Raw genomic sequence first — 23,559 nt, 5'->3', positions numbered from 1 at the left:
TTGCGCTCAACGACGCAGCGCGGCTTCGATCTCCAGGTTTTCCTTGTCGCGACCGACCGACGCCGCGGCCACCAGCGCCCCGCCCCGGAAGTAGCGCGCGGTGAAGTCCTGCGCCTGCAGATCGCCGTCGATCTCCACGCGGTCCCATTTGCCCGCGTAACCGCAGTAGCGCACATCGATTCCCTGGTGGAAGGTCCAGAAGAACGGCACGTCGTCGAAAGCCTGGCGTGCGCCGAGGAGATTCGCGGCGGCCGCCTGGCCCATGCGCTGTGCGTGCACCCAGTGCTCCACGCGCGCTTGTTGATCGCCGAGCGGGAACCGGGCGACATCGCCCGCGGCGAAATGATCCGGCAGTGAAGTTTGCAGGTACGCATCGACCACGATGCCGTCTTCGACCTGCAGGCCCGCTGCTTCGGCGAGCGACGTGCGGGGCGCGACACCGACGCCGACGATCAACACGTCGCATTCCACGCGCGCTCCGCTTTCGAGCACGAGCGCCTTGCCATCGAAGCGCGCGGGCTTCTCGCGCAAGTGGAACTGCACGCCTCTGGCGGCATGCAGGGACTGGATCCACGCGCCGATGTCCGCGCCGAGCGCGTGTTCCATCGGCACGGCATCGGGCGCGACCACGTGCACGTCGAGCCCGCGTTCCCGCAGCGCGCCGGCGGCTTCCATGCCGATGAAACCGGCGCCGACGAAGGCGACGGACCGCGCGTTGGCGCAGGCCGCGATGATCGCCCGGGCATCCGTGAGCGAGCGCAGCGCCAACACGTTCGGGCGGTCGAATCCGGGCAGGCGCAGCGGCCTGGGCGCAGCGCCGGTTGCGATCAACAGCGCGTCGTAACCGAGCCGATCGCCTTCGCGCAGCACGACTTCGCGCGCCGCGGGATCGATCGCGACCACCTTGCTGCCGACGCGCAAGTCGATCCTGCGTTTCGCGTAGTGCGCATCCGGCGACAGCGGGATCCAATCCTCGGGCGCAATCCCCGCGAGATAATCCTTCGACAGGTTGGGGCGGTCGTAGGGCGCATCCGCATCCGCGCTCAGCATCGTCAGCGTCCCCGCGTGCCCGAGGTCGCGCAAGCGTTCGGCTGCTGCGAACCCCGCGGCGCCACCGCCGATGATGACGATGCGTTCGCGGGGCGTGCGCGGCTGTGGCGTCGTGGGTTTCGCATGGATCTGCTCGCGCACGAAGACCGTGTCGCCTTCGATGTCCACGCGCCACGTCGCCAGCCGGCCGAAGGCCGGTGCCCTGCGGGCGAAACCATCGCGCAGGCTGAAACATGCGTGATGCCAGGGACAACGGATCTCGTCGCCGACCCGCAGGCCTTCGGCGAGCGGGCCGCTGTAATGCGTGCAGGTCGCGCCCACCGCATGCAAGCCCTCTTCCAGGCGTGCGATCAGCACCGCTTCCTTGCCGACGCGTCCCCCCAGGACGCCCTCCGCGGGCACGCTTGCAAGCGGCACGCCCTGCGCGAAATCGGGGCCCGGGGGCAACTCATCGGTATGCGACATGGGCGGTTCCTCCGAACGCGCGATCTTCCTCCGATGGATGCGGCAGCGCGAGCGACGTTCCCGGGAACCTCGCGCGCACCCGCGCATCCGATGGGAAACCCAGGAGAAAACCCATGCTCGACGCTCGCTTGCAGCTGATCGACCCGCAAACCGCGCCCGCGGCCGACGAAGCGCGCCCCTCGCGCCACGAAGCCGAAGCCGCGATCCGCACGCTGATCCGCTGGGCCGGCGATTCACCCGCGCGCGCCGGCCTCGTCGACACCCCGGCCCGCGTCGCACGCGCCTACGAAGAATGGTTCGGCGGCTACGCGATCGATCCGGACGCGCTGCTCGCGCGCGATTTCGAAAGCGCGGGCTACGACGACATCGTGCTGCTGCGCGACATCCCCGTGCGCTCGATGTGCGAACACCACATGGCGGCGATCCGCGGCGTCGCACACGTCGCCTATCTGCCGGGCGAGCGCGTGGTCGGGATTTCGAAGCTCGCGCGCCTGGTCGACGCGTACGCGCGCCGCCTGCAGATCCAGGAACGCCTGACGTGCGAGATCGCCGACACGCTCGACCGCGTGTTGCAACCGCGTGGCGTCGCAGTGGTCATCAAGGCCTCGCACGAATGCATCGGTTCGCGCGGCATCGCGATGCATGGCGTGGGCATGGTGACCAAGCGCCTGCTGGGCGATTTCGAACGCGAGCCGTGGCGCAGCGAGTTGCTGGCGTCGCTGGCCTAAGGCAAGCGCCAATCGATCGGCGTCATCCCATGGCGAACCAGATATTCGTTCGTCTTCGAAAAATGCCCGCATCCGATGAACCCGCGATGCGCGCTCAGCGGGGACGGGTGGGGCGCTTTCAGCACGCGATGTTTCGCCGTATCGATCATCTTGCCCTTCGCCTGCGCGTAACTGCCCCACAGCAGGAAGACGAGGTGTTCGCGTTCGCGGTTCAGCGTTTCCACGATGTGGTCGGTAAAGCCTTCCCAACCTTTGCCTTGATGCGCGCCCGCGCGGCCTTCTTCCACCGTCAGCACCGCGTTCAACAGCAACACGCCTTGCTCGGCCCAGTGATCGAGGCAGCCGTGCGCGGGTGGCGGGATGCCGAGGTCGCGCTGCAGTTCCTTGAAGATGTTCACCAGCGACGGCGGCGTGGCAGTCCCGTGCTGCACGGAGAAGCAAAGCCCGTGCGCCTGGCCGAAGCCGTGATACGGATCCTGGCCCAGGATCACGACCTTCACCTTGTCGAACGGCGTGGCGTCGAGCGCGGCAAACATCTGCGGCGCGGGCGGAAACACGCGTACGCCCTTTTGCATGCGTTCGCGCAGGAACCCACGCAAGGTTTGCATGTCTTCGCGCGCGAGGTAATCGCCGAGGCGTTCCTTCCAGCTCGGATCCAGGCGAATGCGATCGCCCTCGCCCGTGGGCGCGGGCGCGCTCATGCGTCGATGCTGCGCTGCTCCGGCAGCTTCGCCACGCGCAGCTGGAACAGCGTCTTGGTCACCAGCAGGCGTTCTTCGATCGGCTTGAGCACCAGATCGTTCGCGCCTTCGCGCAGCAGACCGGACTGGTTGTCCTTGTTCTCGTCGCCGGTCATCACCAACACAGGCAACTGCCGCTTGTTGTAACCGAAGTCGTTGCGAATGCGTGCGAGAAGATCCCGGCCGCTGAGCTCGCCCTTGAGGTAGACGTCGCTGAGTACGAGGTCGGCGCCCGGCGCATCATCGCCTTCGCGGTTCGCCTCGAGATACTTCAACGCGTCTTCGGCGCTGATGGTGTGCACGACGCTCAGGCCCTGGCGTTCGAGCATGCGCTTGGTGGCGAGCGCGACGACGCGGCTGTCTTCGACGTACAACACGCGCGCGCCGGCGACCGGTTCGGGCTGCACGTAGCCGCGGATGAACGCGGCGAGCGCCGTGTGGCCGAGGCCCTTGTCGAAATAGTCGGTGACGTCTTCGCTCAGGCTGCGGCTTTCCAGGCGCGCCTGGGCTTCGCCGGACACGACGATCACCGGCACGTAAGCCTGGCCCGAAGCAGTGCGCACCGCCTTGGCGACCGTGAGGCCGTCGCCGTCGGCGAGGATGAGCGCGGTGGTGACCAGGTGGAACGGACCGGTTTGGAGTGCGGCCTTCGCTTCTTCCAGGCCCGCGCAGCCGATGACTTCGACGTTCGGCAATTCCTTCACCAACACATCGCCGATCAACTTGCGCACGAGTTTCGAGCCGTCGACGACCATCACGCGCGGTGCGTCGCTGATCAGATGTCGAAGGTCGGCGGGCGCCTTGCTCATCGCGTCGGCCGCGTCTGGCGGAGGAAGTGGCCGGTGACGATGCCGGCACCGAGCCAACCGAGCAACGTCGCGACGCCCAGGACGATCGCGGCTTGCATCGCATCCACGCCCTGCAACGTGAACCCGCTGCCGTAGCTGTCCGCCAGTTGCGCGAGCGGCGCGCGCAGCGCCATCCACGCGGCGGTGAGCAATGCGAGCGCGAAGGCACCGGCGCCGAGCCCGTACCACACGCCCAGATACAGGAACGGGCGGCGGATGAAACCGTCGGTCGCGCCGAGCAACTGCAGCACGCCGATTTCTTCGCGACGCGACTGGATGTCCAGGCGCACCGTGTTGCCGACGACGAGCAGGGCGCCGAGGCCGAGCAAGCCCGCAAGCACGAGTGCGACGCGGCCGCCGAAGCGCAACCAGTTGTCCAGGCGCGTGCGCCACTTCGCGTCGTGTTGCACGAGATCGGCTTCGGGCAAGGTGCGGAGCGATTCGGCGAGAACCGATTCATTGCCGCGCGGCGCCACGACAAGCAGCCACGGCAGTGGATTTGCATCGCCGGTGGCGGCGAGCGCATCGACCGCTTCACCGAGGCCGTCGCGCTCACGCAAGGTCTGCAGGCCCTGGTCGGGCGAACGCACGTCGACCGATGCGACTTCCGCGCGCGTGCGCAGGTCGTTGGCGATCGCGTTCGCGCGCGCCGCGCCGGTGCCGACCTTGAGGTAGACGGCGATCTGGCGCGAGGACTGCACTTCGCCGGCGAAGCGCTCCACGTTCGCCAGCACGATCCACAGCCCGAGCGGCAACGCCAGCGCCACCGCCATCACGCCGATCGTGAGCAGCGTCGCCCACGGCTTGCGGAACACGCGGCCCAGGCTGGCGATGAAGCTGTACAGATGATGGTCGAACCACGCGCCGAGCCCGCTGGAATGCACGCGACGATCGCGGATGTTGGGCGCGCGTTCGTTCGGCGCGGCGCCCACCTGTTGCTCAGGCATCGGCGAGTTCCTCCGGCGCGATGTCGTCGGCGAGCTTGCCCTGGTCGAGCACGAGCACGCGCTTGCGCATGCGCTTGATCAGGCCGAGGTCGTGGCTGGCGACGAGCACGCTCGTGCCGCGTTCGGGCAGGGCGGCGAACAGTGCAAGGATTTCGGCGGACAGCGTGGGGTCGAGATTGCCGGTCGGTTCGTCGGCGACCAGCAGCATCGGTTCGGCGACGAGCGCGCGCGCGATGCCGACGCGTTGCTGTTCGCCGGCCGAGAGTTGCGAGGGCAGGGCTTTCTCGCGCGGGCCCAGGCCCAGGCGATCGAGCATCGAACGCACGCGCTTGCCGATCTCCCCGCGCTTCATGCCGCGCAGGATCAACGGCAGCGAAACGTTCTCGCCGACCGTGCGATCCATGAGCAATTGATGGTTCTGGTAAACCACGCCGACCGAGCGGCGATGCAGCGCGATCTTGCCGCCGCGCACTTTCGCCAGGTTCTTCTCGTCGAAGAGCACCGTGCCGCGCGAGGGCCGCTCGGCGAGTTGGATCAGTTTGAGCAACGTGCTCTTGCCCGCGCCGGAGTGGCCGGTGACGAACAGCATTTCGCCCGGCGCGACCGCGAAGCTGACATCCGTCAGTGCAACGTGGCCGCCGGGGTATTGCTTGCTGACATTGTCGAAGCGCAGGACCGACATGGGCGGAGTATGGCGCGATTCGCCATTCCAGCGAAGGCGGGGTTCACGTTTGTGCGACCCCGCCTCGTGGCGTCAGTGTTGCGAACGCGGGGCGCGCGTGACCAGCGACTTCAGGCCCTTGCCGATGCGCGCCAGCAGCGAAGGACGCGCGTCCGGCGACGTATCGGCAGGCGCGGCGACGGGGGCGGGCTTGGCCTGCAGCGTGTCGGCGCCTTCGATGCGACGGCCGCCACGACGCCGACGGCGCTTGCGCGGTGCGCGCTCGCCTTCGGGGTGCGCGGACTCGCCGTTGCCCTGCGGCTTGGGGGCCTGGGCGACGACGGGCTTCGGCGCGGTTTCCGTCTTCGGTGCGGCATCGGCCGCCGCCACGTCGCCTTCGCGCTTGCGCGGCGGACGCGGGGTGCGCTCGCGACGTTCGCCGCTCCCGCCTTCCGATCGTCCGCCCGTGCGCGAACCGCCAGCACGCGGGGCGCCCGGCTTGCCGCGGCCACCACCGCGACGTTGCTCGTCGGCGGCCTTCTGCTCGCGCGCTTCCCGGAAAATCGTGTGGATGCTGTCGTCCTCGCCACCCACTTCGCCCTCGACCACCGGGCGCGGCGCGCGCGGCAGCGCGATCATCATGTCCGGCGTCACGTGCTCGCCGGGGATCTTCTGGTCGATGTAGGCCTCGATGTCCGGCAAGGACATGCCGTAGCGCTCGCACGCGAAGCTGATCGCGTCGCCTTCGGCGCCGAGGCGCGCGGTGCGGCCGATGCGGTGGACGTAGTCCTCGGCGTCGAAGGGCAGGTCGTAGTTGTAGACGTGCGAGACGCCGTCGATGTGCAGGCCGCGGGCGGCGACGTCGGTCGCCACGAGGATTTCGAGCTGGCCGGCCTGGAATTTCTTCAACAGCGACTCGCGCTTCTTCTGCGGCACGTCGCCGGAGAGCACGCCGACGCGGTAGCCGGCCTTCTCCAGCGAGCGGGCCACGCGTTCGACGAAGGCCTTGGTGTTCACGAACACCATCGTGCGGGCGCCTTCGCTGCGCGAGAGCAGGCCCAGCAGGAGCGGGATCTTCTCTTCGTCGGCCGGGTAATAGATCTTCTGGCGCACGCGCGCGGCGGTCACGAACTCGCTTTCGACGACGATCTTTTCCGGCTCGTTCATGTGTTCGTACGCCAGCTCCAGCACGCGGTGCGAGAGGGTGGCGGAGAACAGCATGGTCTGGCGCGTCGTGCGTTCGGGCATGCGGCGCAGCAGGAAGCGGATGTCCTTGATGAAGCCCAGGTCGAACATGCGGTCGGCTTCGTCCAGCACGCACATTTCGCAGGCGTGCAGCGAAACCACCTTGTGCTGCTTGACGTAGTCGATCAGGCGGCCCGGGGTCGCGATGATCACGTCGGCACCGGCCTGGAGCAGTTGGCGCTGCTTGTCGTAGTCCACGCCGCCGTAGACCAGGGCGAACTTGAGCCCGAGGTCGCTGCCGAACTTCACCGCATCCTTGTGGATCTGGATGGCGAGTTCGCGCGTCGGCGCCAGGATCAGCGCGCGCGGATCTTCCGGCTTGCGGTCGGCCAGCGCGGGACGCGTCAGCAAACGGTTCAGCGTCGTGATCAGGAAGGCGAGGGTCTTGCCCGTGCCGGTCTGGGCCTGGCCGGCGACGTCACGCCCGGCGAGGGCGATCGGCAGCGTCAGCGCCTGGATGGGCGTGCAACGGTTGAACCCGGCGGCCTCGAGCCCGGCCAGCAGCGCGGGATGGAGGTCGAATTCGGAAAAGGCGATATCGGTTAGGGGCTTGTCGCTCATGCGCTCGGTATGGTTTGTGGCGCCGGGTCGCCCTTGCGCCGGGGGGCGCCTGCGAAGCAGACTGCCGGGGCGCTGAATCCGGGTGTGGGCGGGGCTTGAAGCCGCCGCGGTCAGCGCCCAAGTCTAGCAGCAGCCCGCGGATGCCCGTGGGTTCCTTACTTCACGCGCGGCCAGCCCGACGCAGAACCACCCCGAGGACGCAATGAACGACTCCGTCATCCACGCCACCGATTCCGATTTCGACAACCAGGTGCTCAACGCATCCGGGCCGGTGCTGGTGGATTTCTGGGCGACCTGGTGCGGCCCGTGCAAGATGATCGCCCCCGCCCTCGACGAGCTGGCCGCCGGATATGCCGGCCGCGCCAAGATCGTGAAGGTCGACATCGACGCCAACCGCAACACGGCGATGAAGTACCACGTGCGCTCCATCCCCACGCTGCTCCTGTTCAAGGACGGCCAGGTCCAGGCCACCCAGATCGGCGCGGTGGGCAAGGCCCAGCTCGCGCAGATGCTCGACAAGGCGCTCTGAGGCACCGTTTGCCGCCGCGGCCGGCCTTCGCATGGCCGCGACTTCCGACCACCCACACTTCCCGGTGACGTCGGCAGGCTTGCCGCCGCGCCGGGGCAGTGCTAGTTTTCGACTCACCCGGCGCGCGACGCGTGCGCCGCACCCTACTGAAACCCTCTTTCCAGAACCCCGCTCGCGCACCGCGAGCGCTCGCCGCTTAGCGAGGATCACAGCTTGTCCGACAACACCACCGACTCCGGCGACGTCGCCGCGAAGCGCGTGCGCAAACCGCGCACCACTGCAGCGGGCGACACCGCCGTAGCCACTCCGCCCCCGCCGGCCGCCGAAGCCGCGCCTCCGCCGCCCCCCGCACCTGCTCCTCCGCAGCACCAGGCTCCGCAATCGCAAGCCCCGCAATCGCAGGGCGATGCCGGCGACCAGGGCGGCGGCCAGGAAGGCCAGGGCGGCGACCAGCAGCGTTTCAACAACAACAACCGCCGCGACCGCTTCCGCAACCGCCGCGACCGCCAGCGCGAGCGCTACCGCGACGATGGCATGCCGCAGGACAACGGCGGCGGTGAACAGAACTTCCAGCAACAGCAGCCGCGCATGCCGCCGCCGAGCGTGCCGGAAGGCTTCCCGCAGTATTCCCTCAGCGACCTCAAGCGCATGCCTGCGGCGAAGTTGCTGGAGGTGGCCGAGCAGCTGAACATCTCCGAAGGCGTGGCGCGTGCCCGCAAGCAGGACGTGATCTTCGCGCTGCTCAAGGTGCTGACCCGCCACGGCGAAGGCGTCGCCGCCGACGGCGTGCTCGAAATCCTGCCCGACGGTTTCGGTTTCCTCCGCGCGGCCGAGGCCAGTTACCTCGCCGGCCCGGACGACACCTACATCTCGCCGAGCCAGATCCGCCGCTTCAACCTGCGCACCGGCGACCATCTCTCCGGCCGCATCCGCTTCCCGAAGGACGGCGAGCGCTACTTCGCGCTGTCGGTGGTCGACACGATCAACGGCGAGCCGCTGGAAGCGTCGAAGAACAAGGTCCTGTTCGAGAACCTCACCCCGCTGTTCCCGCGCCGCCGCTTCACGCTGGAGCGCGGCAACGGCAGTACCGAGGACATCTCGGGCCGCATCCTCGATCTGATGGCCCCGCAGGGCAAGGGCCAGCGCGCCCTGATCGTTTCGCCCCCGAAGGCGGGCAAGACGATGATGCTGCAGTCGGTCGCCACGGCCATCACGACCAACCACCCGGACGTGCACCTGATCGTGCTGCTCATCGACGAGCGCCCGGAAGAAGTGACCGAAATGCAGCGCACCGTGCGCGGCGAGGTCATCTCCTCCACGTTCGACGAGCCGGCCGCGCGCCACGTGCAGGTCGCCGAAATGGTGATCGAGCGCGCCAAGCGCCTGGTCGAGCACAAGAAGGATGTCGTCATCCTGCTCGACTCCATCACCCGCCTGGCCCGCGCCTACAACAACGTCGTCCCGAGCTCCGGCAAGGTGCTCACCGGCGGCGTCGATGCCAACGCGCTGCACCGTCCGAAGCGTTTCTTCGGCGCGGCGCGTAACGTCGAGGAAGGCGGTTCGCTGACGATCATCGCCACCGCGCTGGTCGAAACCGGCAGCAAGATGGACGAGGTGATCTACGAAGAGTTCAAGGGCACCGGCAACTCCGAAGTGCTCCTGAGCCGCCGCATCACCGAAAAGCGCGTTTACCCGGCGATCGACATCAACCGCTCGGGCACGCGCCGCGAAGACCTGCTCATCGATCCGGAGATGCTCCAGAAGATCTGGATCCTGCGCAAGCTCCTCCACCCGATGGACGAGATCGCCGCGATGGAATTCCTGCTCGACAAGATGAAGAACACCAAGTCCAACGACGAGTTCTTCGGTTCGATGAAGCGCTGAAGAAAAAAGCCCCGCGATGCGGGGCTTTTTTTTGCGTGTCGGAATGCGTCAAAGCGCGCGCGGCACTTCGTCGTCCAGCCGTTGCAGCGGCGACTGCTGCGGCACCATCTGCGCGTCGACGACGTCGGACGTGCCGACGCGTTGCGCGAAGCGACCTTCGCCCAGCCACGGTGCGCGGGTGTACGCCGTCCGCGACTCCGCGCGCCAGCGGCCCGGTTCTCCGGTCGCACCGATGCGCCTGGCGTCGGTGTCCATCCTGTATTCGATCGGCAGCGTGCCGGTGAGCGTTTCCGGCGTCGGGAGATCGCCATTGAGTTGCACGCCGACCTTCCAGGTCTTCACCGATTCCGCGGCCGCCTCGGAAATGCGCTTGCACGCGCGCGCCAGCACCAGGCGCGGGCCGCCCGCGAAATACAGGCTGCATTGCGTTGGAAACACGTCGGCGACGGTGCCGTCGGGGTTCGCGCGGATCGCAAGCGTGATCATGGCGTTGACGTGATAGTCGCCGGGGTAGGTGATCGGGCGCACCATCTTCTCGATCGTGATCGTGGCGCGCTGGCGCTTCGCGGTTTCCGGGTACGTCGGCGCCTGGGTCTCGAGGTGCGAGGGCGCCTGCGCCTTGCCGGCGTCGAAGAAATACACGTTGTCGATCGAGACACTCGTTCCTTCGTCGACCGTGCGGCCGGCGAGGGTGACGCGCATGGCGCTCTTCACGCGCGCCGGTTTTCCGTTGGCGGTCGGCGGCGCGAAACGCCATTGCGCGACCGCGCTGTCGATCAGATCGCGCAGCTTCGGATCCAGCCGGGTGTCGACCGTGTGCCCGATGACCTTGCCTGTCTCATCGACGGCGATCGTGCCGTCGACGCGCATGGTGAGGACGTCTTCGATCTCTGGCGTCGGCGTGGGTTTCGCGGCGAGGGCGGGGAGCGCGAAGGCGCAGGCGATCGCAGCAATGAGGGCAGTCCTTTGCATGGCCGTGGTCCGATCCGTGGTTGAGGAGATGACCGTCCCCATGTACCAGCGGCAACCGTCATGTGGCTCGCGGGTGCATCCTACATAATCGCCCGAGGAGGTGGTCATGCACGGCGGCGGACTCGAACTGGCCCTGGTCTTCCTGCTGGCCGCGGTGGTCGCGGTGCCGGTGTTCCGGCGCTTCGGGCTGGGCGCGGTGCTGGGCTACCTGGTGGCAGGCGTTGCGTTGGGGCCTTACGGGTTCCGCGTGATCCGCGACGTCGCGCCGGTGCTCGGCGCGAGCGAGATCGGCGTGGTCATGCTGCTGTTCGTCATCGGCCTGGAGCTCTCGCCTTCGCGCCTGTCGGTGATGCGCAAGCCGGTGTTCGGCTCGGGCGGTTTGCAGATGCTCGCCTGCGGCGTCGCGCTCGCGCTGCTCACGCAATTGCGCGGCGTGACGTTTCCCGCATCGATCGTCGTGGGCCTGGGCCTGGCGTTTTCCTCGACGGCCGTCGGCCTGCAGTTGTTGGCCGAACGCAAGGCATTGACCACCGCGCACGGGCGGCTCGCCTTCGCGATCCTGCTCTTCCAGGATCTGGCGGCGATTCCGCTGCTTGCGGCAATTCCGCTGCTCGGCGGCGCGCAGGGACAGGGCGTGTCGTGGATGGCGGTCGGCAAGGCGATCGGCGCGATCGCGATCGTCGTGGTCGGCGGCCGGTTGTTGCTGCGGCAGATGTTCCGGATTGTCGCGCGCATCGACATGCCCGAAGTCTTCACCGCCAGTGCGTTGCTCACCGTGCTGGGTGCGGCGTGGATCATGCAACTGGCGGGGCTGACGATGGGCCTGGGCGCGTTCCTCGCCGGCGTGTTGCTTGCCGACTCGGAGTTCCGCCACGAATTGGAAGCGCAGATCAAACCGTTCGAAGGCCTGCTGCTCGGCTTGTTCTTCATCGCGGTGGGCATGTCGATCAACGTGACGGCGGTGATCGCCGATCCGTGGTTCGTCGGGGTCGGCGTGACCTTGCTGATGACGACGAAGTTCGTGCTGCTGTACGGCATCGGCCGAATTTCGGGTGGCCTGCCGAATCGCGATTCGCTGCTGTTGGCGAGCGTGCTCGCACTGGGCGGCGAGTTCGCCTTCGTGGTGTTTGGCGATGCGGCGCGCGTCGGGCTGATTGGGCGCGATCTGCAGGGACACCTGGTGGCCATAGTCGGCGTGTCGATGGCGCTGACGCCGCCGCTTTACATCTTCCTGTCGCGCTGGCTGGTCGCCCCGAAGTCCAAGCCGCGCAAGTTCGACAAGATCGGCGTGCAGGAGCAGGAGCCCCAGGTCCTCATCGCGGGCATGGGCCGCTTCGGGCAGGTGGTCGCGCGCTTGCTCGCGGCGCAGCGCATCCCCTTCATCGCAATCGAGCACAGCCAGGAACAAGTCGAGTTCATGCGCCGCTTCGGCAGCACGATCTATTACGGCGATCCGGCCAATTCCGAACTGCTGCGCTCGGCCGGTGCGGCGCAGGTGAAAGTGTTCGTGATCGCGATCGACGATGTCGAAGCGAACCTGCGCACGGTGGACACCATCCGGCGCCAGTACCCGGCAGCGACCGTCTTCGCGCGTGCCCGCAACCGCCGCCATGCGTGGCAGTTGATGGACCATGGCGCGCAGGTCGTGCGCGAGACCTTCCATTCGAGCCTGGTCATGGGCGAACGCGTGCTCGTCGAGATGGGCCTGTCGCCCGCCGCGGCCGCCGAGCGCGCGCGTCGCTTCCGCGAACACGATGAAGCGCTGCTGCGCACGCAATATCTCGTGCAGGACGACGAGCAGGCGATCCTGCAGACGGTCGAACAGGCGCGCGTCGAACTCGAACAGCTCTTCGGCGCGGACCGCGGCGAAGGCGTGCTCGGCGGCCTGGGGCAGCCGCGCGCGAAAGAAGAGCGGTCTGTCGCCGACCCGGCCTCCGTGCGGCCGGGGGATGCCTAACGCGGCTCGCGCAGGAACCGCGCCATCGAAACACCGCCCGGCGTCGCCGGCACGAATTCCGCCGCGACATCGATGAAGCCGCGCATCACCGCGATCTCGCGCGCGCTGCGATTCAACCCATCGCGCAGGTCGGGGTCGGCGCCGGCGCGCAGGAGGCGTTGCACGATCTGCAACAGGCCATGCAGCGACGCCAGGTGCAGCGGGCCGAAGCCGCGCGGGTCGCGTGCGTCCAGCGAGACGGTTTCATCCAGCAGCCGTTCCAGGCCGGCGAGCACGACTTCTTCGTCGCAGGCCGTGCCGGGTTCGGCGCGCGCACCGAGCAGCAACAACAGCGGCGTGACGCCACCGGCTGCGGGCTGGTCGGCTTCCGCGCCGGCGAGCAACAACGTGTCGAGCAACGCGACCAGGCGCGGGCGTTCGCGCGCGGTGAATCCGTAAAGGGCGGCGCAATGCAGCGGCGCGAGGCCTTGCGCGTCGCCGGCGTGCACGTCGGCGCCGGCGGTGATCAGGCGTGCGACGAGATCCGGCAAACCCAGCGCGGCCGCCAGCATCAGGACGGTCACGTCGCCCGGAAGGCGTTGTTCGAGCGGCGCGCCCGCGGTGAGCAGGCGTTCGACGATGTCGACTTGCCGCATGCTCACCGCAGCCGAGAGTGGCGTCGCACCGGAGCGCGCGGCAAGGCGCGGATCGGCGCCACGCGCGAGCAGCAGGTCGACGACCGCGCGATGTCCGCCCCCGGCCGCGCGCAGCAACGCCGTGCAACCTTGCGTATCCGTCGCATCGACCGACAAGCCCAGGTCGAGCAGGCGCCGCACCGCATCGGCTTCACCGACGATCGCCGCCGATGGCAGATCCGACGCCTGCAACGGGCGACCCGGCAAGGGCCAACCCCGCCAGTCGAGCCAGTCGGCGAGATCGCGACGGCCCGACGACAGCGCGACGCCGAGCGGCGTCTGTCCGTCGGCCGCGCGCATGTCCGGATCGGCGCCGTGTGCGATCAACGCCTTCAACGCCGCTTCGCGACCAAGCGCCGCGGCCAGGTGCAACGCGGTCATGCCGTGCGAATCGCGCGCGTTCAGATCCACGCCCTGCGCGACGAGGCGTTCGACGACACGCAACCAACCCAGGCGCACCGCGAGTGCGAGCGGCGGATCGCCGGCGGGCGAAGGCGCCCAGGCATCGGCGCCGCGTTCGAGCAAGTCCATCGCGAGCTGTTCGAGACCACGCCCCGCGTGATCGCTCTGCACGCACGCGGCGAGGAAGCGCGCCAGGCCGCCGCTACCGGCCGGCGACACCGCGCGACGCAACAGGGTCTGCAAGGCCGAAGCGGCGACGGGGCCCTGCGCGAGCAAGGCGAACATCGTGTTGTCGTCCAGGCCCTCGCGTTGGTCCGCATCGGCGCCTTGCGACAACAACCAATCGATGCGCGAAGCGACGTTCGCCGGCGCGCCCGGGCCGGTGATCGGCATCTCGCGCAATTGCGCACCGAGTTCGCGCGGCGAGAGCAAGCCGACGACGCTGTGCATGTCGTCCAGGCGTCCGTCGCGGATCGCATCGCGCAGCAACGTCACCGGCGCGCGGTCGATCGCCGTCGACGAACCGCCCGCATCGGCGACCGCCGCGGGCAGGGGGTAGGCGGGATCGAGCACCGCGACGATCGTCCAGCGCCCGGCGGCGGCGGCGTGTTCGGCGGCGCGGCGGCCCTCGTTGTCGCGGCGACCGGGATCCAGGCCGAGTCCGAGCAGCCGGCGAACGAGCGCGGCCGACGCGTTGTCGGCGGTGGCGGCCAGCATCAATGCATCGCGACCGTCGGCATTCGTGATCGCGACATCGGGGCGATGCGGCAGCAAGCGTTCGAGCACCTCGAGATGACCGCCGCGTGCGGCGTCGAGCCACGGCGTGCGCCCCTCGCCGTCGCGCGCATGCGCATCGGCGCCGGTGGCGAGCAAGGCTTCGACGATTTCCACGTGTCCACGGCGCGCGGCTTCGTGCAACGCACTGCGGCCGCGTGCGTCGCGCGCGTCGGGCTTCGCCTTGTGGCGCAGCAGCAATTGCACGCCGGCGACGTCGTCTTCCTCGGTGCCGGCGGCGGCAAGCAACACGGGCGAGGCGCCGGGCACTTCGGGCTTCGCGCCACGTTCGAGCAGGAAACGCGCCAGGCGCCAGTTGCCTGATGCGCAGGCGATGCCGAGCGGCGTGATGCCGTCGCGGTTGATCGCGTCGATGTCCGCCGCCGCATCGCGCAGGAGCGCGGCGACGCCGGGATCGGAACTGCGGGCGGCGTGATGCAGCGGCGTGTTCCCATCGCTGTCGGCCACGCGCGGGTCGGCGCCGTTGGCGAGCAGCGTCATCACCGCTTCGGGGCGGCCGTGCCAACTGTCCCGCGTGGCGGCGAGCAGCGGTGCCATGCCGCCGTGCGCGGCGTTCACGTCGACGCCGTGCTGGATCAGCGTGCGCAGCAGGCGCAGGTCCGGAAGGATGGCCGCGAGCATCGGCAACGTGCGCTGGTCGCGTTCGTCGGCGGCGGGCAACGCATGCGGATTCGCGCCCGATTCCAGCAGCGCGAGCGCGCGATCGACGCGGCCGCCGCGGGCGGCGGCGTAGAGCGCGGTCTCGAGGTCGTCCTCCATCGCAATCGGCTCGGCGACATCCCCATCGCTGTCCGGTTCCATCGCCGCGAGCAGCGTTTCGATCGGCAACGGCGAGGGCGCCGGCAGGCTTTGCAGCACGAAGTGGAGCACGGGTGCGAAGAGCGCAAGCACGATCGCCATCGGCCAGCGAACCGAAATCGCGACGAGCCCCGGCCAAGCCAGCGCAATCACCGCGCCTGCGATCGCCGCGACGATCGCCGCCACGCCCAGCCCGCGCCACGCGCCGATTTCGACTTCCGACAGGCTGCGCCACAACGGCGCGAGCGCGCCGCCTTCCCGTTCCAGCGCATGCCACATCGGCCAGGTGCGCCAGAGCAGCAGCAAGGCGACGCCCGCGACGACGCTCAGGCCGATCGCCGCGGACAGACTTCCGGTTTCGCGCAGCGCCGCGAGCGGCCAGATGACCAGGACCGCCACGACCGCGATGCCCGCGACCCACGTACCGGCGAGCGCCAGCGCATCGCGCCGCCACTTCGACGCACCGCGCGTGCCGCGCCACCACGACACCGCGAGCGCGTACGCAGGCTGTGCGAGCGCACCGGCCAGCGCGAGCGGCCAGGCATCGATGGCGAGCAACAGCGTGAGCGCGATGCCGGCGAGCGCCAAGCCTGCGATCCGCCCGATGGAGCGCGTGGACTCAGGCATCGGTGCCCCAGTCCTCGGTCATCGGATCCAGCATGGTCTTCGGGAACTGCACGTGGAAGCCACGCGCCGCAAGGTTGCCGCGCACGACTTCCGGATCGGCGAGCGCAAGCTTGCGCTCGGGCGTCAACGCGACTTCGAGGACGAACTGCAGCGCCCCGAGCTGGGTCGCGAGCGGCGGCGGCAGCGACGCGAAATCATCGCGCCTGGCCAGGTAGACGTAGGTGTCGGCTTGCAGGAGGCTCTTGTAGACGAAAGCGTGCATCGCGGCCTTGGACGGGGGACGCGATGATTGTGTCGGAATAAACGTTGTGACGGAACCCGCAATTCGCGTTGTGAAGAGGCGGATTTCAGTGATAGCCCGCGTCGGCCGCCACCTTGCCGCGGAACACCGAGTACGACCAGTACGTGTAACCGAGGATCGCCGGCAGCAGGAACACGAGCCCGACGCCGACGAAAATCTGCGACGAAGGCGCCGATGCAGCCTCCCAGATCGTCATCGAGGGCGGCACGATGTTCGGCCACAGGCCCAGCACCAGCCCCGCGAACCCGAGCGCGAAGAAGCACAACGCCAGGATGAATGGCGCCGCATCCCGCCCTTCACGCGTCGCCGCGCGCCACAGCCACCACGCGTTGAGCAGCGCGAGCAACGGCACCGGCGAGAGCCACCAGAAATTCCCGCCTTCGAACCAGCGGGCCATGATTCGCGAGTCCAGGAACGGCAGCCACGCGCTGACCAGGCCCATGAACGCGATCACCACCAGCACCAGCGGCCGCGTGAGCGTGCGCGCGATCTGCTGGAGCCGCCCCTCGGTCTTGAGGATCAGCCACGTCGAACCGAGCAGCGCATAGCCGAAGACCACCGACACGCCCGTCAGCATCGAGAACGGACTGAACCACCCGAATGCGCCGCCGACGTACTTGCCTTCCTGCAACGGCATGCCTTCGACCAGCGCGCCGAGGATCAGGCCCTGCGCAAAGGCCGTGAACATCGAACCGAGCGCGAACGCCGCGCCCCACCAGGGCTTGCCGCGCACGGCCTTGAAGCGGAATTCGAAGGCGACGCCGCGGAACACCAGCGCGATGAGCATCAACAGGACCGGCAGGTACAGCGCGGAGAGCACTGTCGCATAGGCCTTCGGAAACGCCGCGAGCAAGCCCACCCCGCCGAGCACCAGCCAGGTTTCGTTGCCGTCCCAGATGGGCGCGGCCGTGTTCATCATGTGGTCGAGCTGGTGCTCGTCCTCGGCGAAGGGCGCCAGGATGCCCAGGCCGAGCACGAACCCATCGAGCAGCACGTACATCAGCACGCCGAAACCGATCACGCCGAACCACGCCACGGGCAGCCAGTAATCCATCACACGGCCTCCTTGTTGCCGACCGACAGTGGGCGCGCGGGCGTCTTGTCGCCGGCTTCGGTGTCGGGCGCGGGCTGGTGCTTCGCAGGTCCGACGCGCACGAGGCGCGCGAGGTACCAGATGCCGGAGCCGAATACGATCGCGTACACCACCGCGAAGGTGATCAGCGACGTCCATACGGCGGCCGCCGCCAGGGTGGGCGACACGGCATCCGCAGTCCGCAGCACACCGTAGACCACGTAGGGCTGGCGGCCGATTTCCACGACATACCAACCGGCGAGCATCGCGACGAAACCCGCGGGCAACATGTAATTCCACCCGCGCAGCAACAACGGCGAATCGAACAGGCGCCCGCGCCGCCATTGCCACAACGAGGCGAACGTCAGCAGCAACATCAGCGTGCCGAGCCCGACCATCACGCGGAATGCGTAGAACACCGGCTTCACCGGTGGCCGATCTTCCGGCGGAACGGCCTTCAGCGGCTGGACCTCCCCGTCCATCGAGTGGGTGAGGATCAGGCTGCCGAGCTTGGGAATCGCGATTTCGTAATCGTTGCGCTCGGCTTTTTCATTGGGCACCGCGAACAACACCAGGGGCACGCCGCCCGGGTGCGTTTCCCAGTGCGCTTCCATCGCCGCGAGCTTGACGGGCTGGTGCTCGAGCACGTTCAACCCGTGCTGGTCGCCGGCGAGGATCTGCAGCGGCACCGCGATGGCCGCGAAGGCGATCGCAAGTTTGAGCATGCGTTTGGCTTCTTCCACGTGCGCGCCGCGCCGCAGGTACCACGCCGACACGCCACCGATCACGAAGCACGTCGTGATGAACGCCGCGAGCACCATGTGCGGCAGGCGATAGGGGAACGAGGGGTTGAAGATGATCGCCCACCAGTCGGCGGGCTGGAACACGCCCTGCGTATCGATCACGTAACCCTGCGGCGTCTGCATCCAGCTGTTGGCGGCGATGATCCAGAATGTCGAGATCAGCGTGCCCAGCGCGACCATGCAGGTCGCGAAGAAATGCATCGACGGCTTGACGCGCTTGATGCCGAAGAGCATCACGCCGAGGAACGTGGCCTCCAGGAAGAACGCGGTGAGCACTTCGTAGGACAGCAGCGGCCCGAGGATGTTGCCGGCGCGTTCGCTCAGGACCGCCCAGTTCGTTCCGAACTGGAAACTCATCACGATGCCGCTCACCACGCCCATGCCGAAGCTGACGGCGAAGATCTTCAGCCAGAACTTGTACAGCTCCAGCCACATCCCGTCGCGCGTGCGCAGCCAGCGCCATTCCAGGAAGGCGAGCCAGCTGGCGAGGCCGATGGTGAAAGACGGAAAGAGGATGTGGAACGAAATGACGAACCCGAACTGGATCCGCGAGAGCAGCAGGGCATCCACGCAGTGCCTCCGCGGCACGCGGGGGCGGCGCCGCGCTGCATAGTCTGAACCTGTCGAGCGGCGTTTGCATCACCGGCCGGTCACCACGCCGGTTCCAAGATCGCAACGACGGAAGGCAGGGTGCGCCGATGCGAAACGGAGCGTTGCAGGAACACGGACCCAGTCGATCGCTGTGGATGGCGATGAACGACGCACCCGTCTTCGCGCCATTGACCGCCGACGCGCACGCGCGGGTGTGCATCGTCGGGGCCGGCATCGCAGGCCTGACCACCGCATGGCGCCTGGCGCGCGCGGGACAGGACGTCGTCGTCCTCGAAGAACACGACCTGCACGGCGGCCAGACCGCGCGCACCACCGGCCATCTGTGCGACGCGCTCGACGACCGTTACTTCGAACTCGAACACCTGCACGGCGAACAAGGCGCGCGACTGGCGGCGCACAGTCACGGCGTGGCGATCGACACGATCGAACACATCTGCGCGGAAGAGGGCATCGATTGCGGCTTCACGCGCGTCGACGGGTACCTGGTGCGCGGTGCGGACGACCCCGATGCCGACGTACTGGATCGCGAATACGACGCCGCGCGCCGCGCAGGGCTCGATGTCGAACGCCTCGACATGGCACCCGGCGGCTACGAAGGTTTCGGCCAGGCGCTGCGCTTCCCGCGCCAGGCACGTTTCGATGCGCTGGCCTACACGACAGGCCTGGCGCGCGCGATCGCGCGCATGGGCGGCCGCATCCATACCCATTCGCGCGTCGTGCAGGTCGATGGCGGCGGCAACGCCGGCGCGACCACCGACGACGGCGCGCGCGTGCAATGCGAACACGTCGTCGTCGCCGCGAACGTTCCGTTCAACGATCGCGTCGCGATCCACGCCAAGCAGGCCGCGTATCGCACCTACGTCGTCGCATTGCGGCTGGATCCGGGCACCGTGCCCGATGCATTGTTGTGGGACACGCTGGATCCGTATCACTACGTGCGCATCGCGCCGGCGCGCAACGGCACGTGGCTCCTCGTCGGTGGCGAAGATCGCAAGACCGGACAGGACGATGCGACGCAGGTGCATTACGAAGTGCTCGAATCCTGGGCGCGCAGCCATTTCCCGATGGCGCTCGACGTCGGCTATCGCTGGTCGGGGCAGGTGATCGAACCGATCGACGGCCTGGGCTTCCTCGGCCACAACCCGGGGCGTGCGGACAACGTGTACGTGGCGACGGGCGATTCGGGGAACGGACTCACGCACGGGACGCTCGCGGGCCTGATCGTCGCCGATCTGATCGTGGACGGCGATTCGCCATGGCGCGCGTTGTACGACCCGAATCGCCGCACGCTGCGCGCAGCCGATGCGTTCGTGCGCGAGACGCTCAACTTCGTTCCGTATTACAGCGATTGGGTCAGCGCGGGCGAGATCGAAGGACTCGAACAATTGCCGGCGGGCGAGGGTGCGGTGTTGCGGTACGGGCTGCACAGGGTCGCCGCCTTCCGCGACGACGCCAACGCGTTGCACCTGCATTCGGCGAAATGCCCGCACCTGGGCTGCGTGGTGCATTGGAACGACGCGGAGCGCAGTTGGGATTGCCCGTGCCACGGGTCGCGCTTCGACGCACGCGACGGCAGTTGCCTCAACGGCCCGGCTGCGCATGGCCTTGCGCCGGTCGCCGCGCCCGCCCCGGAGACGGTGGCCACCGATCGCCCCGCCGTCCGGATGTGAGCTTTCCCCGGAGGCAGGCGTTTCCGCATGACCAATGACCCCCCGGTCGGCCAGTGCGGGGCTGCTAACCTGCGCGCTTCCGCTTCGCCCGTGAACCCATGCGCCCCATGCCCGCGTCTCTCGCGCTGTTGCTCTTCCTCGCACCTTCCGCTTTTGCACAGGACACGGCCGCGTCCGCGCCGAATGCGAACGCACCGATCACCCTGGCGCAGGCGATGGCCGATCCGGACTGGATCGGCGCGCCGATCGAAGCGGCCTGGTGGTCGTGGGATGGCCAGCGCGCATACACGCAGCGCAAGCGTACGGGCGCGACGATCCGCGACACGTGGGTGCAGCCGATCACGGGCGGCGCGGCCGCGATGCTCGACGGCGCCGCGCGCGCCGACGCCGATGCCGAACAACCCGTGTATGACACGCAGCGCACGCGCATGGCTTACGTGCGCAACGGCGATGTCTTCGTACGCGACCTGCGCAGCGGTGCATTGCAGCAGCTCACGCGCAGCAACGACGAGGAAGCGCAACCGCAGTGGGGCAGCGACGGCGGTTTGTCGTGGCGCGTCGGCAACGACTGGTATCGCTGGACGAATGCGGGCGGCGTGCGCCAGGCCGCGACGGCGCTGGCCGAGAAGTCGCCCGACACCAAGCCCGGTGCCGACGATTTGCGCGAGCGCCAGTTGCGCCTGATCGACACGCTCCGCAACGACCGCGCGCAACGCGACGCCGCGCGTGCGCAGGACAAGGCCTGGCGCATGGCCGATCCCACGCGTGCGCCGGTGCCCGCGTATCTCGGCGCCGACGTCGAAATCGCCGACAGCGCGCTGTCGCCCGACGGCAACTGGTTGCTCGTCATCACCACGGCGAAGGGCGCGGACATCGGCACCGAAGGCAAGATGCCGAAGTACGTGACCGAATCGGGGTACGAGGAATTCGAAGACGTGCGCACGCGCGTGGGCCGCAATGCGCCGGTGCCGCAGCACCTGTGGCTGGTGAAGGTCGGCGATGGCTCGGTGCGCGAAGTGAAGTTCGACGCGCTTCCCGGCATCGCGGTGGATCCGCTGGCAGCGCTGCGCAAGGCCGCTGGCAAGGACGCGTTGAAGGGCAATCGCGATGTGCAGGTGCTGACCTCCGGCGACAACAGCGGCGCTCCCGCGATCCACTGGACCCCCGACGGCCGGCAGGCCGCGGTGATGGTGCGCGCGATCGACAACAAGGACCGTTGGCTCGCATCGATCGACCCGGTGAATGCGAAGCTGCAGCCGCGCCATCGCCTCACCGATCCTGCCTGGATCAACTGGGGCTTCAACGACTTCGGTTTCGCGCCGGACGGTGCGCTGTGGTTCCTGTCGGAAGAAAGTGGTTACTCGCATCTGTACGTGAGCGAGAACGGTGGCGCGCCGCGTGCGATCACGTCCGGCGATTGGGAAGCCTCGCAGCCGCAACTGTCGAACGACGGCAACCGCTTCGTGTTCCTGTGCAACCGCAAATGGCCCGGCGACTACGAAGTGTGCGAAGTCGGCCGCAAGGGCGGCGCGGTGCGCGAGGTGACGGCGCTGGATGGCGTCGAGGATTTCGTGGTCTCGCCGGATGAAACGAAGTTGCTCGTGCGCCATTCGCAAAGCTACGTGCCGCCGCAACTGGCGGTGGTGAACCGCAGCGGCGATGGCCTCGGCGAACTCACCGACACGCGCACGCCCGAATTCAAGGCGCGCACGTGGGCCATGCCCGAATACGTGCAGGTGCCGTCGAAGCACGGCGCGGGCACGATCTGGGGCAAGTATTACGGGCCGAAGCAACTGGAACCCGGCAAGCAGTACCCGATCGTCCTGTTCGTGCACGGCGCCGGTTATCTGCAGAACGTCAGCGCGCGCTATCCGAACTACTTCCGCGAACAGATGTTCCATGACCTGCTGGTCGACCGCGGCTACCTCGTGCTGGACCTGGATTACCGCGCGTCCGAAGGCTACGGCCGCAAGTGGCGCACCGACATCTATCGCCGCATGGGCACGCCGGAACTGGAGGATTACCTCGACGGCCTGGACTGGCTGGTCGCCAACAAACAGGGCGACCGCGCGCGCGTGGGCATCTACGGCGGCAGCTACGGCGGCTTCATGACGTTCATGGCGTTGTTCAAGAAGCCGGGGACGTTCAAGGCCGGCGCTGCGCTGCGCCCGGTGACCGATTGGTCGCAGTACAACCACGAATACACGTCGAACATCCTCAACACGCCGGAGCTCGATCCCGAGGCCTACAAGGTGTCCTCGCCGATCGAATACGCCGCCGGCTTGCAGGACAATCTGCTGATCGCGCACGGGATGATCGACGACAACGTGTTCTTCCGCGATTCGGTGGTGATGACGCAGAAGCTCATCGAGTTGCGCAAGGACAAGTGGGAACTCGCGCCGTACCCGATGGAGCGCCACGGCTTCACCCATCCGGACAGCTGGTACGACGAGTACCGCCGGATCCTGGAATTGTTCGACCGCACGCTGCAGCCGCAGCGTTGACGGTTTTGCAACACCGGCGGTGACAGGCTGCGCGCCTGTTCCACCGCCGGAGGTTGCCATGCACAAGCAACCGCACCGCAGCATCGAGAAGATCGCCGACAACCGCTACTGGCAGAACCAGCCCCGGCTGGACGACCGGAAAGAGTTCGGCACGCCGAAGGACCTCGAACTCGAGGATTGGGAACCGCCGAGCCTGGCGGCGCCGGAGCCCGAGGAAGACTGACTTGGTCTAACCGCAGCCCACGCTGCCGATCACGTTGTCGGTGCCGACGCGCACGTTCAGACGGTCGCCGCGATATTCCATCGTGATCATCTGATCGGGTGTCAGCACGCGCGCGGTCTTCGCGCCCGAGGCCATGCGCGCCTGTTCGACGATCTCCGGCGTCGCGGTTCTCCCGACGAACTGCTGTGCCCCATCGGCCTTGCACGACTCGGTGCGCATCGGCGGTGTCGTCGTCGCGGCAGCGGCGGGCGGCATCGGGCTGTCGGTCGAACTGGACGACTCCGTGGGTGGCGATGATGTGCACCCGGACACAGCAAGCACCGCGCAGGCGGCGAGGGCGAAGCGGACGTTGACGAACGTGGTCTTCACGGGCGGACTCCTGTCCACGGGGGATGGCGCCGAACCCTACGCCCGGCCGCCTCGAGCGACAAGACACCGCGGGAATTGCGGGATCTTTCCGTTCAACCATGCCGAATGGCAGGGGGCGCAGG

At 68.1% G+C, this 23,559-nt stretch carries 19 protein-coding genes; 7 read left to right on the top strand and 12 right to left on the bottom strand.

The window, feature by feature from the left end:
* Nucleotides 1–6 precede the first annotated feature (6 nt).
* Nucleotides 7–1,515 carry an FAD-dependent oxidoreductase gene (locus ACXJJ8_RS04965; RefSeq protein WP_499027289.1) on the bottom strand — a complete coding sequence of 503 codons (1,509 nt, stop codon included), beginning with the start codon at nucleotides 1,513–1,515 and terminating at the stop codon, nucleotides 7–9.
* 113 nt (nucleotides 1,516–1,628) lie between these two features.
* Here ACXJJ8_RS04965 and folE point away from each other — a divergent pair, with 113 nt between their 5' ends.
* Entirely contained in the window at nucleotides 1,629–2,243 is a 615-nt protein-coding gene (gene folE / locus ACXJJ8_RS04960; protein WP_499027288.1) for a GTP cyclohydrolase I, read from the top strand.
* Here the strand turns inward: folE and ung are convergent.
* The 5 genes from ung to rhlB all read right to left on the bottom strand — a co-directional run bounded on the left by ung (nucleotide 2,240) and on the right by rhlB (nucleotide 7,245).
* Nucleotides 2,240–2,944: a uracil-DNA glycosylase gene (ung, locus tag ACXJJ8_RS04955; RefSeq protein WP_499027287.1), complete on the bottom strand. Its 705-nt coding sequence runs from the start codon at nucleotides 2,942–2,944 to the stop codon at nucleotides 2,240–2,242. The two genes, folE and ung, sit on opposite strands and share 4 nt — an antisense overlap.
* Nucleotides 2,941–3,792: a response regulator gene (locus tag ACXJJ8_RS04950; RefSeq protein WP_499027286.1), complete on the bottom strand. Its 852-nt coding sequence runs from the start codon at nucleotides 3,790–3,792 to the stop codon at nucleotides 2,941–2,943. The genes ung and ACXJJ8_RS04950 overlap by 4 nt, the downstream gene beginning before the upstream one ends.
* A complete protein-coding gene (gene ftsX / locus ACXJJ8_RS04945; protein WP_499027285.1) occupies nucleotides 3,789–4,778 on the bottom strand; it encodes a permease-like cell division protein FtsX in 990 nt (329 codons plus the stop codon). The genes ACXJJ8_RS04950 and ftsX overlap by 4 nt, the downstream gene beginning before the upstream one ends.
* The gene (gene ftsE, locus ACXJJ8_RS04940; protein ID WP_499027284.1) at nucleotides 4,771–5,460 is read right to left on the bottom strand and encodes a cell division ATP-binding protein FtsE; all 690 of its coding nucleotides are present in this window, start codon (nucleotides 5,458–5,460) and stop codon (nucleotides 4,771–4,773) included. The genes ftsX and ftsE overlap by 8 nt, the downstream gene beginning before the upstream one ends.
* A 72-nt stretch (nucleotides 5,461–5,532) precedes the next feature.
* Entirely contained in the window at nucleotides 5,533–7,245 is a 1,713-nt protein-coding gene (rhlB, locus tag ACXJJ8_RS04935) for an ATP-dependent RNA helicase RhlB (protein WP_499027283.1), read from the bottom strand.
* A gap of 202 nt (nucleotides 7,246–7,447) precedes the next feature.
* On the opposite strand from rhlB, the gene trxA reads away from it, so the two are divergent.
* Both trxA and rho read left to right on the top strand, forming a co-directional pair.
* Nucleotides 7,448–7,774 (top strand): thioredoxin TrxA, encoded by a 327-nt coding sequence (gene trxA, locus ACXJJ8_RS04930; protein ID WP_498959269.1) that lies wholly within the window; start codon nucleotides 7,448–7,450, stop codon nucleotides 7,772–7,774.
* A gap of 213 nt (nucleotides 7,775–7,987) precedes the next feature.
* Nucleotides 7,988–9,658: a transcription termination factor Rho gene (rho, locus tag ACXJJ8_RS04925; protein ID WP_499027282.1), complete on the top strand. Its 1,671-nt coding sequence runs from the start codon at nucleotides 7,988–7,990 to the stop codon at nucleotides 9,656–9,658.
* Nucleotides 9,659–9,706: 48 nt separating this feature from the next.
* Here rho and ACXJJ8_RS04920 read toward each other — a convergent pair whose 3' ends face one another.
* Nucleotides 9,707–10,630 (bottom strand): energy transducer TonB, encoded by a 924-nt coding sequence (locus ACXJJ8_RS04920; RefSeq protein WP_499027281.1) that lies wholly within the window; start codon nucleotides 10,628–10,630, stop codon nucleotides 9,707–9,709.
* Between the two features lie 106 nt (nucleotides 10,631–10,736).
* Here ACXJJ8_RS04920 and ACXJJ8_RS04915 point away from each other — a divergent pair, with 106 nt between their 5' ends.
* Nucleotides 10,737–12,587 carry a monovalent cation:proton antiporter-2 (CPA2) family protein gene (locus tag ACXJJ8_RS04915; RefSeq protein ID WP_499027280.1) on the top strand — a complete coding sequence of 617 codons (1,851 nt, stop codon included), beginning with the start codon at nucleotides 10,737–10,739 and terminating at the stop codon, nucleotides 12,585–12,587.
* Here the strand turns inward: ACXJJ8_RS04915 and ACXJJ8_RS04910 are convergent.
* The 4 genes from ACXJJ8_RS04910 to ACXJJ8_RS04895 all read right to left on the bottom strand — a co-directional run bounded on the left by ACXJJ8_RS04910 (nucleotide 12,584) and on the right by ACXJJ8_RS04895 (nucleotide 18,629).
* On the bottom strand, nucleotides 12,584–15,883 hold the full coding sequence (locus ACXJJ8_RS04910; protein WP_499027279.1) for an ankyrin repeat domain-containing protein: 3,300 nt from the start codon (nucleotides 15,881–15,883) through the stop codon (nucleotides 12,584–12,586). The genes ACXJJ8_RS04915 and ACXJJ8_RS04910 overlap by 4 nt on opposite strands.
* Nucleotides 15,876–16,145 carry a YcgL domain-containing protein gene (locus ACXJJ8_RS04905; protein ID WP_499027278.1) on the bottom strand — a complete coding sequence of 90 codons (270 nt, stop codon included), beginning with the start codon at nucleotides 16,143–16,145 and terminating at the stop codon, nucleotides 15,876–15,878. Before ACXJJ8_RS04905 ends, ACXJJ8_RS04910 begins: the two co-directional genes overlap by 8 nt.
* A gap of 85 nt (nucleotides 16,146–16,230) precedes the next feature.
* Nucleotides 16,231–17,238 (bottom strand): cytochrome d ubiquinol oxidase subunit II, encoded by a 1,008-nt coding sequence (gene cydB, locus ACXJJ8_RS04900; protein WP_499027277.1) that lies wholly within the window; start codon nucleotides 17,236–17,238, stop codon nucleotides 16,231–16,233.
* Nucleotides 17,238–18,629: a cytochrome ubiquinol oxidase subunit I gene (locus tag ACXJJ8_RS04895; protein ID WP_499027276.1), complete on the bottom strand. Its 1,392-nt coding sequence runs from the start codon at nucleotides 18,627–18,629 to the stop codon at nucleotides 17,238–17,240. Before ACXJJ8_RS04895 ends, cydB begins: the two co-directional genes overlap by 1 nt.
* Before the next feature lie 182 nt (nucleotides 18,630–18,811).
* On the opposite strand from ACXJJ8_RS04895, the gene ACXJJ8_RS04890 reads away from it, so the two are divergent.
* The 3 genes from ACXJJ8_RS04890 to ACXJJ8_RS04880 all read left to right on the top strand — a co-directional run bounded on the left by ACXJJ8_RS04890 (nucleotide 18,812) and on the right by ACXJJ8_RS04880 (nucleotide 23,068).
* Entirely contained in the window at nucleotides 18,812–20,341 is a 1,530-nt protein-coding gene (locus ACXJJ8_RS04890; RefSeq protein WP_499027275.1) for an FAD-dependent oxidoreductase, read from the top strand.
* A gap of 107 nt (nucleotides 20,342–20,448) precedes the next feature.
* Nucleotides 20,449–22,845 (top strand): S9 family peptidase, encoded by a 2,397-nt coding sequence (locus ACXJJ8_RS04885; RefSeq protein ID WP_499027274.1) that lies wholly within the window; start codon nucleotides 20,449–20,451, stop codon nucleotides 22,843–22,845.
* A gap of 58 nt (nucleotides 22,846–22,903) precedes the next feature.
* The gene (locus ACXJJ8_RS04880; protein WP_499027273.1) at nucleotides 22,904–23,068 is read left to right on the top strand and encodes a hypothetical protein; all 165 of its coding nucleotides are present in this window, start codon (nucleotides 22,904–22,906) and stop codon (nucleotides 23,066–23,068) included.
* 6 nt (nucleotides 23,069–23,074) lie between these two features.
* On the opposite strand, the gene ACXJJ8_RS04875 is transcribed toward ACXJJ8_RS04880, so the two are convergent.
* Nucleotides 23,075–23,437 carry an I78 family peptidase inhibitor gene (locus ACXJJ8_RS04875; protein ID WP_499027272.1) on the bottom strand — a complete coding sequence of 121 codons (363 nt, stop codon included), beginning with the start codon at nucleotides 23,435–23,437 and terminating at the stop codon, nucleotides 23,075–23,077.
* Nucleotides 23,438–23,559: the final 122 nt, after the last annotated feature.

It is taken from the genome of Lysobacter sp. P5_C4, from assembly GCF_054049695.1.
This window is presented reverse-complemented; position numbering and strand designations above follow the sequence as displayed.